This window comes from Pseudomonas sp. 31 R 17, from assembly GCF_900004915.1.
In the GTDB taxonomy this organism is placed as follows: domain Bacteria; phylum Pseudomonadota; class Gammaproteobacteria; order Pseudomonadales; family Pseudomonadaceae; genus Aquipseudomonas; species Aquipseudomonas orientalis_A.
In genome coordinates this window covers 230865-247938 of record NZ_CVTN01000065.1, presented here as the reverse complement: position 1 = coordinate 247938, position 17074 = coordinate 230865, and the positions used below count along the sequence as shown (strand labels likewise).

12 protein-coding genes are annotated in these 17074 nt (G+C 63.4%); 4 read left to right on the top strand and 8 right to left on the bottom strand.

Annotation, left to right across the window (positions count from 1 at the left end; translation table 11 throughout):
* The first annotated feature begins 26 nt into the window (after positions 1 to 26).
* Together BFP89_RS13385 and BFP89_RS13380 are read left to right on the top strand one after the other, a co-directional pair.
* Positions 27 to 2045 carry a TonB-dependent receptor gene (locus BFP89_RS13385; protein ID WP_065885948.1) on the top strand — a complete coding sequence of 673 codons (2019 nt, stop codon included), beginning with the start codon at positions 27 to 29 and terminating at the stop codon, positions 2043 to 2045.
* A 454-nt stretch (positions 2046 to 2499) separates the two neighbouring features.
* Positions 2500 to 4917 carry a glucose/quinate/shikimate family membrane-bound PQQ-dependent dehydrogenase gene (locus BFP89_RS13380; RefSeq protein WP_065885947.1) on the top strand — a complete coding sequence of 806 codons (2418 nt, stop codon included), beginning with the start codon at positions 2500 to 2502 and terminating at the stop codon, positions 4915 to 4917.
* Positions 4918 to 5033: 116 nt separating this feature from the next.
* Here the strand turns inward: BFP89_RS13380 and BFP89_RS13375 are convergent, their stop codons facing one another.
* From BFP89_RS13375 to BFP89_RS13340, 8 genes are all read right to left on the bottom strand, one after another.
* A complete protein-coding gene (locus tag BFP89_RS13375) occupies positions 5034 to 6209 on the bottom strand; it encodes an ABC transporter substrate-binding protein (RefSeq protein WP_065885946.1) in 1176 nt (391 codons plus the stop codon).
* On the bottom strand, positions 6206 to 7180 hold the full coding sequence (locus BFP89_RS13370; protein WP_065885945.1) for a CobW family GTP-binding protein: 975 nt from the start codon (positions 7178 to 7180) through the stop codon (positions 6206 to 6208). The genes BFP89_RS13375 and BFP89_RS13370 overlap by 4 nt, the downstream gene beginning before the upstream one ends.
* A gap of 114 nt (positions 7181 to 7294) precedes the next feature.
* Entirely contained in the window at positions 7295 to 7597 is a 303-nt protein-coding gene (locus BFP89_RS13365; RefSeq protein ID WP_065885944.1) for a hypothetical protein, read from the bottom strand.
* A 13-nt stretch (positions 7598 to 7610) separates the two neighbouring features.
* A complete protein-coding gene (locus BFP89_RS13360; RefSeq protein ID WP_065885943.1) occupies positions 7611 to 8360 on the bottom strand; it encodes an SDR family NAD(P)-dependent oxidoreductase in 750 nt (249 codons plus the stop codon).
* Between the two features lie 137 nt (positions 8361 to 8497).
* On the bottom strand, positions 8498 to 9259 hold the full coding sequence (locus BFP89_RS13355; protein WP_065885942.1) for an SDR family NAD(P)-dependent oxidoreductase: 762 nt from the start codon (positions 9257 to 9259) through the stop codon (positions 8498 to 8500).
* 10 nt (positions 9260 to 9269) lie between these two features.
* Positions 9270 to 10610, bottom strand: a complete 1341-nt coding sequence (locus BFP89_RS13350) for an MFS transporter (protein WP_065885941.1) — start codon at positions 10608 to 10610, stop codon at positions 9270 to 9272.
* Positions 10611 to 10753: 143 nt separating this feature from the next.
* Positions 10754 to 11632 (bottom strand): polysaccharide deacetylase family protein, encoded by an 879-nt coding sequence (locus BFP89_RS13345; protein ID WP_003210406.1) that lies wholly within the window; start codon positions 11630 to 11632, stop codon positions 10754 to 10756.
* Positions 11633 to 11643: 11 nt separating this feature from the next.
* The gene (locus tag BFP89_RS13340; RefSeq protein WP_065885940.1) at positions 11644 to 12966 is read right to left on the bottom strand and encodes an amidase; all 1323 of its coding nucleotides are present in this window, start codon (positions 12964 to 12966) and stop codon (positions 11644 to 11646) included.
* A 334-nt stretch (positions 12967 to 13300) separates the two neighbouring features.
* Between BFP89_RS13340 and BFP89_RS13335 the strand changes: the two genes are divergently transcribed.
* Together BFP89_RS13335 and lon are read left to right on the top strand one after the other, a co-directional pair.
* Entirely contained in the window at positions 13301 to 14290 is a 990-nt protein-coding gene (locus BFP89_RS13335) for a GntR family transcriptional regulator (RefSeq protein ID WP_065885939.1), read from the top strand.
* A gap of 118 nt (positions 14291 to 14408) precedes the next feature.
* Complete coding sequence (lon, locus tag BFP89_RS13330) at positions 14409 to 16826, top strand: endopeptidase La (RefSeq protein WP_065885938.1); 2418 nt, start codon at positions 14409 to 14411, stop codon at positions 16824 to 16826.
* Positions 16827 to 17074 lie beyond the last annotated feature (248 nt).

Here is a 17074-nt window from a genome sequence, read left to right as displayed (position 1 = left end):
ATCAAAATCCTGCCAAGGAATGTCCGATGTCCGTCTCCTGTTTCTGGCGTTTATCCCCCCTCGCTGCCGCCCTGCTGATCTGCTCCGAAGCCCACGCCCTGGAGCTGCAACCGCAAATCATCACCGCCAATCCCCTGGGCAGCGAACAGCTCGCCTCGCCCACCACCGTGCTGGAAGGCGATGAGCTGACCCTGCAGCAAAAAGGCAGCCTTGGCGAGACCCTGAACAGGCAGCCGGGGGTGTCGTCTTCCTACTTTGGTCCGGGCGCCAGCCGGCCGATCATTCGTGGCCAGGACGGTGACCGTATTCGCCTCCTGCGCAATGGCGTGGGTGCGCTGGATGCATCGTCGCTGTCCTATGACCATGCCGTGCCGCTGGACCCGATCAACGTCGAACGCATTGAAATCGTGCGCGGCCCGGCGGCCTTGCTGTACGGCGGCAGCGCCATCGGCGGCGTGGTCAATACCTTTGACAACCGCATCCCCACCGCCGCCATCGAAGGCATCCACGGTGCCGGTGAACTGCGCTACGGCGGCGCCGACACCACCCGCAGCAGCGCGGGCAAGCTGGAGGCCGGCGACGGCACCTTCGCCTTGCACCTGGACGCCAACGCGCGGGAATTCAACGACCTGAAAATCCCGGGCTCTGCGCGTAGCAGTCATGCCCCCGACACCGAGGATAGCCCCGGCAAGAACGGCCGCCTGGGCAACAGCGACGGGCGCCAGGACGGCGGTGCCGCAGGTGGTTCCTACACCTGGGATGACGGCTACGCGGGGCTTTCCTACAGCAACTACGACAGTAACTACGGCTCGCCGGCCGAGCAGGATGTGCGCATCCGCATGCAGCAGGAGCACTACGCCTTCGCGTCCGAGATCCGTAACCTGCAAGGGCCGTTCACCTCGGTGAAACTCGACGCGGGCTATACCGACTACGAACACCGCGAAATCGAAGGTGGCGAAACCGGTACAACCTTCAAGAACAAAGGCTATGAAGCCCGCGTTGAAGCCCGTCACCAGCCTGTCGGCCCATTCGATGGCGTGGTCGGCGCCCAGGTGACCCGCAACGAGTTCTCGGCCCTGGGCGAAGAAGCCTTCGTACCCCAGACCGACACCAACGCCGGTGCACTGTTTATCCTTGAAGAGATGCAAGCCAGCGAACGCCTGAAGCTCAGCCTCGGCGGGCGCCTGGAACACACCAGCGTCGACCCGGATGCCAAGGGCAACGCGCGCTTCGCCAATGCCGACAAGGCCAGTGACTTCACCGCAGGCAGCCTGTCCTCCGGCGCGGTTTACAGCCTGACGCCGATCTGGTCCCTGGCTGCAACGTTGGGCTACACCGAGCGTGCGCCAACCTTCTACGAGCTGTACGCCAATGGTGCCCACGTCGCCACCGGCACCTACGAATTGGGCGATGCCAACCTGTCCAAGGAAAAAGCCGTGTCCAGCGACCTGGCCCTGCGCTTCGACAACGGCACCCATAAAGGCAGCTTCGGCGTGTTCTACAGCCGTTTCTCCAATTACATCGGCCTGCTCGGCACTGGCCGTACGTTGAACGACGAAGGTGAAGAGGACGCCGGCGGTATTCCCGAGTACAGCTATTCCGGCGTGCGCGCGCGTTTCGCCGGTTTCGAAGCCCAGGATCACTGGAAACTCGGCGAAGGCGCCTACGGCAAGTTCGCCCTGGAGCTGTCGGGCGACTACACCCGCGCGACCAACCTGGACACGGGCGAAGCCCTGCCGCGCATTGCGCCGCTGCGCTTGAACAGCGGGTTGCTCTGGGAACTGGACCGCTGGCAGGCGCGTATCGATGTGGAACATGCCGCCGGTCAGGGGCGTGTGCCGAGCAATGAAAGCGGCACCGATGGCTATACCACCCTCGGCGCAAGCGCGGGTTACCACTTCAACGTCGGCAGCAGCGAGTGGCTGGCATTCGTCAACGGTGAAAACCTGACCAACCAGACGGTGCGCTATGCCAGCTCGATCCTGCGCGACATCGCGCCGGCACCGGGGCGCAGTGTGCAGTTCGGCATCCGCACCACCTTCTAACCCACACCACAAATCCCCCTGTAGGAGCGAGCTTGCTCGCGAAGACCGTCAACGATAACGCGTGCTTCCTGAACACACGCGCGGCAGTGGGTTTTTCGCGAGCAAGCTCGCTCCTACAGAGGCTATTCAGGCAGCGACTATCTGTCACTGTTACCAAATCTGAAATGATGCATCTTGCGATTCACCCTTCCTCAAACAGCCCCGCCGCATTATCCTTCGCAACAATCTGCAACGCTTCACTTCCCGGCCGACCTCAATTTGCCAAATCTCCCTGTACGTAAAGACAGCGCTGTCCGAAATCAGCCTGCGTCCGGGGGGGTGTTACCCGTCTGTGGATAACCCGTTTATCCACAGAAAAAACCAAAAAAACGATGAACCAAGCCCGCGCCCAATCGTCATCTACAGTGAGTGAAGCACGGGGTTACATAATTCCAACGTAACGGAGAAACACACTATGAGCACTGATGGTGCCTCAAGCCCAAGCCGCCTGCTGCCCAGGTTGCTGGGCGTCTTGCTGCTGATCATGGGGCTGGCCTTGCTGGCCGGTGGGGTCAAGCTGAGCATGCTCGGCGGGTCGTGGTACTACCTGCTGGCCGGTATCGGCATCGCCCTGACCGGCGTGTTGCTGCTGTCCAACCGCCGCGCTGCGCTGGGCCTGTATGCACTGGTGCTGTTCGCCAGCACCGTGTGGGCACTGTGGGAAGTGGGCCTGGACTGGTGGCAACTGGTGCCGCGCCTGGCCCTGCTGTTCGCCCTGGGCATCGTCATGTTGCTGCCGTGGTTCCGCCGTCCGTTGCTGCATGGCCAGGCCGCGCCGCTGGGCACCGGCGCGCTGAGCGCAGCCGTGGTGCTGGCGGGCGCTACCGCCCTGGCCAGCCAATTCACCAACCCGGGTGAAATGGTCAAGACCGGCCAACTGAACCGCGACACCGTGGCCGGCATGACCAACACTGCGCCGAGCCAGGCTGACGGTGACTGGAACTCCTATGGCCGCTCGGCCTACGGTGACCGTTACTCGCCACTGACCCAGATCACCCCGGCAAACGCGCACAAGCTGGTGCCGGCCTGGACCTTCCGTACCGGTGACATTCCCGGCGCAGGCGATCCCGGTGAAACCACTGCGGAAAACACCCCGCTGAAAGTCAACGGCATGCTGTACGTGTGCACCCCGCACAGTCAGGTGATTGCCCTGGACCCGGACACCGGCAAGGAAATCTGGCGTTTCGACCCGAAGATCAGCACCCAGGGTGCCGAGAACTTCAAGGGTTGGGCGCACATGACCTGCCGTGGCGTGTCGTATCACGATGACGCCGCCTACGCTTCCGAGCAGAAGCCAACCGGCAAGGCCATCCCGGCCGCCACCCCGACTGCCTGCCCGAAACGCATCTTCGTGCCGACCGCCGACACCCGCCTGATCGCCCTGAACGCCGACACCGGCAAGATGTGCGAAGACTTCGGTAACAAAGGCCAGGTCGACCTGCGCGCCAATATCGGCAGCTTCGCCCCAGGTGGTTACTACTCCACCTCGCCACCGGCCGTGACCAAGAACCTGGTGGTCATCGGCGGTCACGTGACCGACAACGTTTCCACCGACGAGCCAAGCGGCGTGATCCGTGCGTTCGACGTGCACACCGGCAAGCTGGTGTGGAACTGGGACAGCGGCAACCCGCACGACACCACCCCGTTGGCCGAAGGCAAGACCTACACCCGCAACTCGCCGAACATGTGGTCCATGTTCGCCGTGGATGAAAAACTCGGCATGCTCTACCTGCCGATGGGCAACCAGATGCCCGACCAGTACGGCGGCGACCGTACCGAAGACTCCGAGAAGTACGCGGCCGGCCTGACCGCCCTGGACATCGCCACCGGCCATGTGAAGTGGACCGTCCAGTTCACCCACCACGACCTGTGGGACATGGACGTGGGCGGCCAGCCGTCGCTGATCGACATCAAGACCGCCGGCGGTGTCAGGCACGCGGTGGTGGCATCGTCCAAGCAAGGCAGCATCTACGTGCTGGACCGCGCCACCGGCTGGCCGATTGTGCCCTTCAATGAAGTCCCGGTGCCGCAGGGCGCCGTCGCGGGCGATCGCACGGCCACTACCCAGCCCAAGTCCGAGCTGAACTTCATGCCACCGCCCCTCAAGGAGCGTGACATGTGGGGCGTGACCCCGTTCGATCAACTGATCTGCCGGATCGACTTCAAGTCGCTGCGCTACGACGGCCCGTTCACCCCGCCGTCGCTGCAAGGCTCGATCGTGTACCCAGGCAACTTCGGCGTGTTCGACTGGGGCGGCATTTCGGTTGACCCGGTGCGCCAGATCGCCTTCGTGAACCCGAGCTACATGGCGTTCAAATCGAAACTGATCCCGGCTGCCGACATTGCCAAGCAGGGCCCGCGCGTCAGCGAGACCCAAGGCGTACAGCCAAACAAAGGCGCGCCGTACGGCGTGATCCTCGAAGCGCTGCTGTCGCCAATGGGCCTGCCGTGCCAGGCACCGGCGTGGGGTTATGTCGCAGCGGTCGACCTGACCACCAACCAGACCATCTGGATGCACAAGAACGGCACCGTGCGTGACAGCTCGCCGATTCCGATCCCGTTGACCATGGGCGTGCCGAGCCTGGGCGGTACGTTCACCACCGCCGGTGGCGTCGCGTTCCTCAGCGGCACCCTGGACCAGTACCTGCGTGCCTATGACGTGAAAAACGGCAAGCAACTGTGGGAAGGCCGCCTGCCTGCAGGCGCGCAAACCACCCCGATGACCTACACCGGCAAGGACGGCAAGCAATACGTGCTGGTCGTGGCCGGCGGTCATGGCTCCCTGGGCACCAAGCAGGGTGACTACGTGATGGCGTTCAAACTGCCGGAATAAGCAAGACTGGCGGTATTAAAAAGGCGGTTACCTTCAACAGGTAACCGCCTTTTCTTTGCGCCGCTGAAGGCTCGTTCCCTTGCTCCGCGTGGGCATGCATCCCGTGACGCTGCGCGTCAGCCTCGCCGGGCCCGCATGAAATCCCCCCAGCGCCGCACCAGGTAGTTGTGCTCATCCATGACCGAATTCCATACCGCAATATGCCCCATGCGCTGTTCATAGGAGCCGCCGTCGCGCACTTCGCCAATATCGATCAGCGGCAGGCCATCGCTTCCCGGCAGTTGCTCCCGCGCAGGCTTGCCCGCGTACCAGTAATCCCATTCCGCACGGCTCAAGTGATCGCGACTGCGCGCCGGATTACCGATGTAATAGCCCTGCCGAGCCATCACCGCCCCGGGCCAGCCCGACAGCCACCAATTCAAGTAAGCATAGGCCGCGTCCAGCACCGCGCCCTGGGCATGGCGCGATAATGACAACCCACCAAACCAGGCCCGATAGCCTTCACGTGGCACCGCCAGACGGTATTTCACCCCGGCGCGGTGCAGGCGCATCAAGGTCGGCGACCACAGGCTCTGGATATCGATGCTGGGGCTGAGCATCAATTGCGCGGCTTCTTCGTCATCGGACCAGAACGCCGCAAAGTGGCCTTCCTTCTGCTTGCGCACCAGGACGTCGGCCAGCAAATCGATCTCTTCGATGCTCATGTTGCCGATGTCCTTGAAGCTGGCCAGCCCTGCCCCCTGCACCGCCAGCGCGGCGTCCAGGGCGCCGATGGCGGCGTCGCTTTGCAAGGCCGTGCGCGCACGCCACGCGGGGTCCAACAGCCAGCCCCAGCTTTCATTGCCGTGGCAAAACCCGTCGGGCATACGCTCGGGACGGTAGGCAAAGCTGTCGGCGTTGTGGGTCAGGGGCAGCATACTGATGCGCTCGGTAACCGTGCTGCCCAGGCTGCCATCGTGCTGCACGAACAACCGCTCGCTGGGCACGCTGCCGCTGCCCAGGCGATCATCGGGCGACAGGCGTCCGCGCTTGGGCAGGTCATTGATCTCGTGCCACAACGCGACGCGCCGGGTGTCGATGGGTTGGATCGCCCGGGCCGGCCACACGAAATCGACATTGTGAAACCACTGGTCGTACAGGTCGTAGCTTTCGGGCTGCATCACCGCGATGCGCTGGGCCTGTTCAACGTCGTGCACCTGATACACCAGGCGGATACCCAGTTCCTGCTCGGCCCGCACGCGCAGGCATTCGAGCAAGGTGACCGACGTGCCGAGGACCCTCAACGTGATCATGCTGCGAACCGCCGCGAGAACACATCGAAGGAGCGGCGCAACAGCGCAGGGTCGAGGCCGCGCAGGATAAACACCAGGCGCGATTGCCGGTCGCTGCCCGGCCACGCTGGCAGATGCACCGGCGCATGCAGGCAGTGCTGCACGCCATGAATGACGATGGGGGTGTTACTGGCGTTCACGTTGAGCAGTCCTTTGACACGAAGGATTCGTTCGCCGTGGCATCTTAACAGCATCGACAACCACACCCCGAAACCGACCCAATCCAAAGGCTGGTCGAAGGTCAGGCTGCACACTTGCGCGGTGCCGTGGCTGGCCGTGGTGGTCTGATGCAACTGCCAGCGGCTGACTTCAATGGCGGGTTCGGCGCTGCGCAGGCCTTCGCCAAGCAGCAGTTGGTCGCCGCTGTGAATGGCATGGGTATCGAGGATCGGCGTGCCGGCATTGAGCGCCCGCAAATGTGCGCGCAGTGCCGTGCAGTCGCCCGCCAGATCGGTCTTGCTCACCAACACACGATCCGCCGCCGCCACCTGGGCCAGCCACTCCGGATGCAGGCGTTCCTGCAGGGCGGCGTGGCTGGCGTCCACCAGGGTAATCACCAGGCCGATGTGCAAACGCCCGCGCAGTTGCACGTCGTTATTCAAGGTGGCGAGGATGGGCGCCGGGTCGGCCAGGCCGGTGGTTTCCAGGATCACCCGCTTGAATGCCGGGATTTCACCGCGCTCGCGGCGTTGCAGCAAGGTCAGCAGCGCCTCCTTCAGCTCGCCACGGATCGAGCAGCACACGCAACCGCTGGGCAGCAGCACCGTGTCGGGCGCGATGTCTTCCACCAGCAGATGGTCGATGCCGACGTCGCCGAATTCGTTGATCAGCAAGGCGGTGTCGCCCAGGCTTTCACCCTGCAACAGGCGCTTGAGCAAGGTGGTCTTGCCGCTGCCGAGGAAACCGGTGATGACGTTGAGAGCGATGCTCATTTTTTATACCTCCGCCCCTTGCAGGAGCGAGCTTGCTCGCGATGAACTCATGGACACCGCGCTTATCCAGGATGCACGCGTTAGCGTTGACGTTTTTCGCGGGCAAGCCCGCTCCTACAGTGGGTTGCATTCCAAATGGTCGAGCAGTTTGGGATCGAGGGGGTCCAACGGACGGCCGAGCATGTCCTGGGCCGCCTGCCACAGCTGATCCAGGCCGCTGGCCAGGGCCTGTTTGCCGGTGGCGCCCAACAACAGATAGGACGCGCCCTGGAAGTCTTCGACCTTGAGCCGGAACACCGCCAGCACCTGGTTGATCGCCGCGATCCGGCGCAGGCGTTCGCGGCGCCTGGGCAGCTCGTCGCCCAGGGGGTCGCTCCAGTGCAGGTCTTCGCCGAGCAATCCGCAGAGTCCGCACATGACTACACCCCGCTCATGGCATGACATCGCCGGAATTCGGGCCCAGGGTCTGGCCGACGAACAGGTTGCCGCCCGGCTCGCTGGCCAGCAGCACCGCCGTCGGCGCCACTTCGTCGGCCAGCCCGAAGCGGCCCAGGGGCAGCTCCCTGGCCTTGGCACGCTTCCAGTCAGCGCTGATACCGCTGACCAATGGCGTCTCAATGGGGCCGGGGGCGATGGCGTTGACCAGCACATTGTCCTTGGCCACTTCCAGTGCCAGGGACTTGGTAAAGCCGATCACCCCGGCCTTGGCGGCGGCGTAATGCGTCAGTTCGGCGCCGCCCTTGATGCCCAGTTGCGAGGCGACATTGATGATCCGCCCCCAACGCTGCGCAACCATGTGCGGCAAGGCGCGCTGGCTGGCGACGAAGACGCTGGTGAGGTCGACGCGCAGCATGTCGTTCCACATCGCGATGGACAGGTCGACGCAGCGCGCCTGGGTGAGCATGCCTGCGTTGTTGACCAGGATATCGATACCGCCGAACTGCTCGACGCAGCAGTCGACACTGGCCTGGGCGCCTTCGACGGTGCCGACGTCAGCCAGGCATTCGAACACCTCGGCACCGAGGTTGCGGCAGGTGATCGCGGTTTCGGCGAGGCTGGCGGCGTTGCGGTCGGCCAGCACCAGGCGTGCGCCTTCAGCGGCGTAGGCGCGGGCGATAGCGGCACCGATGCCGCTGCCGGCGCCGGTGATCACGGCGCGGCGGTGGGCGAGTTGGTTCATGTAGACGATCTCCCGAATAAACACAGTTCCAATGTGGGAGGGGGCTTGCCCCCGATGGCGGTGGGTCAGTCACAGTTGTTTTTCTGAGGCACAGCCATCGGGGGCAAGCCCCCTCCCACATTTTTGAGCCAGTACAGTCAGTCAGGCCAGCGTACGGTCAGGCCACCATCAATTACGATGCTCTGCCCGGTCAGGTAACTCGATGCATCACTGGTTAAAAACTGCACCAATGAAGCCACTTCATCCGCGCGCCCTACCCGCCCCAGCGGAATCGCACGCGCTGCTTTCGCCAGGCCCTGCGGCCCCAGCGAGTTCTTCGCATCCAGCGACTGCGGCGTCTCGATCAACCCTGGAATCACCGCATTACAGCGTATGCCCTTTGCCGCCAACTCCACCGCCAGCGAGCGGCACAACCCCGGTACGCCGGCCTTGGCGGCCGCGTAATGCGAATGCTCCTGCCAGCCATACACGCCTCCGGCAATCGACGAAATCGCCACCAACGCGCCGCCTTCGTGCATGTGCCGGGTCGCCGCGCGAAAGGTGCGCATGACCCCCGTCAGGTCGACATTGAGCATCTCGTCCCACAGCGCATCGGTCATCTCCAGCAACGGCGCGCGACGCAGCAAGCCGGCGTTGGCCACGGCGTAATCCAGCCGACCAAAATGCTGCACACCCTGCGCGGCCAGGGCATCCACCGAGGCGGTATCGCCCACGTCCAACGGCAACATCAGGCATTCGCCGCCCGCGGCCTGCACCAGGCTGACGGTGGCCTGCGGGTCATGGGGGTCCGCCGGGTAGTACCCGCCGACCACCGCCACACCGTGGCGCGCATAGGCCACGGCGAGGGCTTGGCCGATGCCGCTGGCGGCACCGGTAATCAAGGCAACTTTACGGCTCATCATTGACTCCTTACTGAACGGTTTCCGGACGCACATGGCGTGCGGCAAACATCAACAGACCGGACAAAAAGCACGGCACGGCGCCAAACCACAGTGCGGCGGTCTGCCAGTCACTGCCGGCGGACAGCACCTGGGTCGCACCAAAACCTGCGACCACCGCACCGATCGGGCCCATGGCATGGATGATCGCGCCGCCGGTGGCGCGGATGCTGGTAGGGAAACTCTCACTGATAAAGAACAGCGCCGCCGAATACGGCCCGATCAGGAAGAACAGGCCCAGGCTGTACAGCCCGACGACCATTGCCATATTGCTCGGGCCGAACAGCATTCCGGCAAACGACAGACCGCCGAGCATCCAGCCCAGGCCGATCACGTTGCGACGGCCGATCTTGTCGCCCATCCAGCCGTGGCTCAGGTAGCCGCAATAGCCCACCAGGTTCGACAGGACGAGGATGATCAGCGAGTTCTCGAACGAGATGTGGTGCACGCTGACGATCACCGACGTGCCCAACACGCTGAACACCTGGATCGCCGCCCAGTTGAGCAACAGCGCGGCGCCAATCACCAACGTGGCGCGGCGGGCCGGGCCACGGAAGGCAGCCTTGAGACCGGCCTTGCTGTGCTCGTCGTAGTCCACGCCGTAGGTCTGCGCAACGTTCTGCGCTTCGCTCACCGCGCCGCTTTTGCGCAGTTGGCTGATGCGTTCATGGATCTGGAACTGCGGACTCTCCTTGAGCTTGCGCGCCATGATCGCGATCACGACAGCCGGGATCGCCGCAAAAACGAAGCAGCCCTGCCAGCCGATGATCGGCAGCAACAGCGCGGTCAACCCGGCGGCGATCAACGCGCCGACCGGCCAACCGCCCTGCACCAGGCTGTAGATAAAGCCGCGACGCTTGGTCAACCGAGGATCTTCCGAGGCGCCGTACAGCTCGGTCAGATAGGTGGCGTTGACGGTCTCCTCGGCATAGCCCAGGCCGCCCAGCGAACGGATCAGGATCAACGGCGACTTGCCCCACGCTCCGCCAATCGCCGTCAGCGCCGAGCACAGCGCGGAACCGGCCACGGTGAAAATAATCCCTTTGCGACGCCCCAGCTTGTCCACGATCGGGCCGATAGCCAGGGCGACCACGGCGGTTCCCACCGCCACCCAGGTCGCGATCTCGGCCTGCTCCACTTCACCCCAGCCAAAGTGCCGGCCGATTTCCGGCAGCAAGGTGCCGAACAGGATGAAGTCATACACCGCAAACACCCAGGCGAAAAACGCGATCCAGGTGGCGAAGCGCACCTCCCGGGAAGTCAGCTGCCGGGGTTTCCAGCCAGTCAGGTCAAGCTTGTTGTAGATGGACATAGATCGCGCCTCAAGGGGATGGGTGGACCCTGTAGGAGCGAGCTTGCTCGCGAAAATCATCAACGATGACGCGGGCATCCTGGATGCACGCGGCGCTCTCCGGTTCTTCGCGAGCAAGCTCGCTCCTACGGGGTGACGCTGGTTCAGGTACGCGGTTGGCGGCGGATGAAGTCATCGGCAATTTCGTCAAAGGTGACGAAGCGCACGCCGGCATGGCTCTGGATGTGTTCGATCAGACGCTCGAGCATCAGCAGCACTTGCGGGCGGCCGGACACGTCGGGGTGGATGGTCATGGTGAACACGGCGTGTTCGTGTTCGCGGTAGACCCAGTCGAACTGGTCGCGCCACATTTCTTCCAGGTGACGCGGGTTGACGAACCCGTGGCTGTTGGGGGCTTTCTTGATGAACATCATCGGCGGCAGGTCGTCGAGGTACCAGTTGGCCGGGATCTCCACCAGGTCGGTTTCTTCGCCGCGCACCAGGGGCTTCATCCAGGTATCGGGGTGCTGACTGTAATCGATCTTGGTCCAGGTATCGCCCTTGCGCACGTAGTAAGGGTGGAAGTCGTTGTGCATCAGGCTGTGGTCGTACTTGATGCCCTTTTTCAGCAGCAGTTCGTTGGTGACCTTGCTGAATTCCCACCACGGCGCCACGTAGCCGGTGGGGCGCTTGCCGGTGACCTGGGTGATCAGTTCGATGGACTTGTCGAGAACGATTTCTTCCTGCTCGGCGGTCATCGCGATCGGGTTTTCGTGGCTGTAGCCGTGCACGCCGATCTCGTGGCCGGCGTCGGCCACGGCCTTCATCTGCTCGGGGAAGGTTTCCATCGAGTGACCGGGGATAAACCAGGTGGTGCGCAGGCCGTAGCGTTCGAACAGTTTGAGCAGGCGTGGCGCGCCGATTTCACCGGCGAACAGGCCGCGGGAGATGTCGTCCGGCGAGTCTTCACCGCCGTAGGAACCGAGCCAGCCGGCGACGGCGTCAACGTCGACGCCAAATGCACAGAGGATGTCTTTAGCCATGGTGTGTCTCCTTAGATAGTCAGTACGGATTCGACGGACAACGCCGCGCGCAGCAGGCGCGCGTCTTCTCCCATCGGGGCGCTGAGCAGCAACCCGGTGGGCAGGCCCTGGGCATCGAGGCCGCTGGGCAGGGTCACGCCTGGCATGTCGAGCAAACTGCCGGGCATGGTCAGGCGCAGGGTGGCGAGGTTGGTTGTGACGAACAGCTCATCGTCGGCTTCAAGCGCCGCCAACGCCGGGGCGACGTGGGCGACGGTCGGGGTGATCAGGACGGCGCCGTCGAGGTCTTCGATCAGTTGCTGTTGCAGGCGGCGGCGCGCCTCGGTCAGGTGGATCAGTTGGCTGGCCGGCAGTGAACGCGCGGCTTCCAGGCGGCGGCGCACGCGGGGGTCGAGTTGGTCGGCGTCGGGGCTGTCGAGCAACGCCTGGTGCAGGGCGAAGGCTTCGAAGGCGCCGAGCCAGCCATGGTCTTTGATCAGCTCCAGCGTCGCCTGGAAGGCCGCGCATTCGCGCTCTTCGACCAGCGCGCCGTGGGCCTTGAGCTGCTCCACCGCGCGCAGCAGGTTGTTGCGCACGGCGGGTTCGACCTTCTGCTGCGCCAGCACGAAACGCTGGCCCTTGAGGCTGCGGGCGACGTGGGTGTGGCTGCGGCCATGCAGCAAGTCGTCGACGGCCAGGGCATCACGCACGCTGCGGCTTATCGGGCCGAGGCTGTCGAGGCTGTGCGCCAGTGGAAATACGCCGTCGCGGCTGTAGCGCCGACTGCTGCTGCGGTAACCCACCAGGCCGTTGAACGCCGAGGGGACGCGGATGGAACCGGCCGTGTCGGTGCCCATGGCGATGGGCACGATGCCGGCGGCAACGGCCACGGCCGAGCCCGAGGAAGATCCGCCGGGGATGCGCGGTTGATCCGTGCCATGGGGATTGTGCGGCGTGCCGAAATGGGGGTTCAGGCCCAGGCCGGAATAGGCCAGTTCGCTGAGGTTGGTCTTGCCGACGCTGACCATTCCGGCACGACACAGCAGGCCGACGGTGGGTGCATCGAGCAACGCGACGGGCGCATGGCGGCGGTAGGCGGCGCCCGCCGTGGTGATGCTGCCGGCCACGTCGAACAGGTCCTTCCAGGCCAGCGGCACGCCATCGAACAGGCTCAACGGCTGACCGGCGCGCCAACGTGCGGCAGAGGCTTGGGCTTCACGACGGGCGCGCTCGGGCGTCAGGCTGATAAATACCGACGGAACCTGGCTGGCTTTGTCGAGTGCCTGTTCGAGGGCTTGCACTGGGTCGCTGCGACCGCTGGCGAAGTCCTCGGCCATTGAAGTGGCGTCTGACATCAGGATGACCCTCACAAACGTACATATTAATAAAATGTACATTTTATAAAGGCAGCTTTCGTGCCAGTCTGTGCTCAACGAAGTTTGCTCAGACAGCTGTTTTCGGCCATAACCGCGAGCTAGAGGGTGTTTGACCAGGTAAAAAATCCGGGCAGGCGGTGACTCAGGCGCCTCAACGAAATAATGTACTTTTTATTAATAAATACATTTTGGTGCAGAAAAGTAACAGGTCGACTTCCGAAGCCCCAAAAACGTGCCGCCGACGTGGCGCAGAGTGACAGGCGCATCTATGAGAGAATCCCCGGTCAACGGTCCCTCCACCTCTGAGAACGCAATGAAAGCAGTGTCCGCCTCGGCCTCCCGTTACGCGATGATTCACAAAGTGATGCGCGACGCGATCGTCAACGGCACCGCCCGCCATGGGCTGGTGTTGCTCGAAGCGCCGCTGGCCGAGCTGTTCGGCACCAGCCGCGTGCCGGTGCGCAAGGCCCTCGACCTGCTGCATGACGAAGGCTTGATCTGCCGCTTCAACGGCCGGGGCTACCTGATCAATCCGCAAGGCCTGGCCATGGAGCCGTTGCGCCTGCCCCTGAGCCATGCCCACCTGGGTCTTAACGGCGAGGACGAGTTGGTAGACACGCGGCCGCTGGGCGAACGCATCGTCGAGGAAATCGGCGCGGCGTTGTCCACCTGCATTGCCTTTGGCCACTACCGCCTGGACGAGCAAGCCGCCGCCGACCACTACGGCGTCAGCCGCGCGGTGGTGCGTGAAGCGCTGATGCGCCTGCGCGACCGTGGCCTGGTAGAGAAAGAGCCCTACTCACAATGGCTGGCGGGGCCCTTGACCGCGCGGGAAGTCACCGAAGACTACGAACTGCGTGCTTGCCTGGAACCCGAAGCCCTGCGCCAGAGCGCGCCCAACCTCGACCGCGAGCTGCTTGAAGCCATGTTGCAACGCGTGCTGGACGCCCAGGACAGCCCGCAGTGCAGCCTGGAAGCCATCGAGCGGATCGAGGAGGATTTGCACCAACGCTGCCTGGCCGGCCTGCGCAATCGCAAGATCGCGGCGCTGATTCGCCAGGGGCAGAGCCCGATGATCATCAGCCGGATCTTTTATCGATTGCTGGGGATCGGCGCCGATCCGGCGATGTTGGCCGAACATCGACTGATTCTGGAGTTGCTGCTGCACGGCGCGTTTGATGCGGCGGCGCTGAATCTGCGTGAGCATTTGCAACGGGCCAGTCAAAGGATGTTGCAGCGTTTGAAAGTGTTATCGGTGTTGCCGGAACAGCCTCTCCCTGCGTACCTGCACAAAATCAGCTGACCACTCGTCCAGCGTGGTTCTGAAAATCTCATTCAATATGTTGCTAACTCACCCCCACCATTGAAACCACCACTGCCCTGCCCCATCTAAGCACCATACTTCCTGATGCAGGTGCCCCATGAGCGACCAGCAAGACATCCCTGATTACGACCTGAACGACTACGCCGACCCCGAAAACGCTGAATCCTCGTCCAACACCGGCCTGGCCCTGCCCGGGCAGAACCTGCCGGACAAGGTCTACATCATCCCGATCCACAACCGGCCGTTTTTCCCGGCGCAAGTGCTGCCGGTGATCGTCAACGAAGAGCCCTGGGCCGAAACCCTGGAACTGGTGAGCAAATCCGACCACCACTCCCTCGCCCTGTTTTTCATGGACACACCGCCCGAAGACCCGCGCCACTTCGACACCTCGGCCCTGCCGCTGTACGGCACGCTGGTCAAGGTGCACCACGCCAGCCGCGAGAACGGCAAACTGCAATTCGTGGCCCAGGGCCTGACCCGCGTGCGCATCAAGACCTGGCTCAAGCATCACCGCCCGCCGTACCTGGTGGAAGTGGAATATCCGCACCAGCCGAGCGAGCCGACCGACGAGGTCAAGGCCTACGGCATGGCGTTGATCAATGCGATCAAGGAACTGCTGCCGCTCAATCCGCTGTACAGCGAAGAGTTGAAGAACTACCTCAACCGCTTCAGCCCCAACGATCCGTCGCCGCTCACCGACTTCGCCGCCGCGCTGACCTCGGCCACCGGTAACGAGTTGCAGGAAGTGCTCGATTGCGTGCCCATGCTCAAGCGCATGGAGAAAGTGCTGCCGATGCTGCGCAAAGAGGTCGAAGTTGCGCGCCTGCAGAAAGAGCTGTCCGCCGAAGTGAACCGCAAGATCGGCGAGCACCAGCGCGAGTTCTTCCTCAAGGAACAGCTCAAGGTCATCCAGCAGGAGCTGGGCCTGACCAAGGACGACCGCAGCGCCGACGTCGAACAGTTCGAGCAGCGCCTGGAAGGCAAGGTGCTGCCGGCCCAGGCGAAAAAACGCATCGACGAAGAACTGAACAAACTGTCGATCCTCGAGACCGGTTCGCCGGAATACGCGGTCACGCGCAATTACCTGGACTGGGCCACCTCGGTACCCTGGGGCGTGTATGGCGAAGACAAACTCGACCTGAAGCACGCGCGCAAGGTGCTGGACAAGCATCATGCGGGCCTGGACGACATCAAGAGTCGCATCCTCGAATTTCTCGCGGTGGGTGCCTATAAAGGCGAAGTCGCCGGTTCCATCGTGCTGCTGGTGGGCCCGCCGGGCGTGGGCAAGACCAGCGTGGGTAAATCCATCGCCGAATCCCTGGGCCGGCCGTTCTACCGCTTCAGTGTCGGCGGCATGCGTGATGAGGCCGAGATCAAGGGCCATCGCCGCACCTACATCGGCGCCCTGCCCGGCAAGCTGGTGCAGGCGCTCAAGGACGTGGAGGTGATGAACCCGGTGATCATGCTCGACGAGATCGACAAGATGGGCCAGAGCTTCCAGGGCGACCCGGCGTCGGCACTGCTTGAAACCCTCGACCCGGAACAGAACGTCGAATTCCTCGACCACTACCTGGACCTGCGCCTGGACCTGTCCAAGGTGCTGTTCGTGTGCACCGCCAACACCCTGGACTCGATTCCCGGCCCGCTGCTCGACCGTATGGAAGTGATTCGCCTGTCGGGCTATATCACCGAAGAAAAAGTCGCCATCGCCAAGCGTCACCTGTGGCCCAAGCAACTGGAAAAAGCCGGCGTCTCGAAAAACAGCCTGAGCATCAGCGACGGCGCCTTGCGTGCGCTGATCGACGGCTATGCGCGGGAAGCCGGTGTGCGCCAGTTGGAAAAGCAACTGGGCAAACTGGTGCGCAAGGCGGTGGTCAAGCTGCTGGATGAGCCGAACTCGGTGATCAAGATCGGCAACAAGGACCTGGAAAGCTCCCTGGGCATGCCGGTATTTCGCAATGAACAAGTGCTGTCCGGCACCGGCGTGATTACCGGCCTGGCCTGGACCAGCATGGGCGGCGCCACCCTGCCGATCGAAGCGACGCGCATCCACACGCTCAACCGCGGCTTCAAACTCACCGGGCAGTTGGGTGAAGTGATGAAGGAGTCCGCCGAAATCGCCTACAGCTTCATCAGCTCGAACCTGAAGTCGTTTGGCGGTGACCCGAAGTTCTTCGACGAAGCCTTCGTCCACCTGCACGTGCCCGAAGGTGCCACGCCCAAAGACGGCCCGAGCGCCGGTGTAACCATGGCCAGCGCGTTGCTGTCACTGGCCCGCAACCAGCCGCCAAAGAAAGGCGTGGCCATGACCGGCGAACTGACCCTGACCGGGCATGTGCTGCCGATTGGCGGAGTACGCGAGAAAGTCATCGCGGCGCGGCGCCAGAAAATTCACGAACTGATCCTGCCGGAGCCCAACCGTGGCAGCTTTGAAGAGCTGCCGGAGTACCTGAAGGAAGGCATGACCGTGCACTTTGCCAAGCGCTTTGCGGATGTGGCGAAGGTGCTCTTCTGACAGTTATGCAGTGCCTGAGCTGGCCTCATCGGGGGCAAGCCCCCTCCCACATTTTGACCGGACTTCAAAGGATGTACTCGGTCAAGTGTGGGAGGGGCTTACTCCCGATAAAGCATACTGCAGCGCCCAAACGTAACCACGATGCGAAGCGAGTCGCTCTTGATCTTGATCTTAGGCGCCCCGTTAAACCACGCTGGCCGAACGCAGGCTTGAATCCGTGGGTAACCCGGCAGGACGCCGGGTTAGCC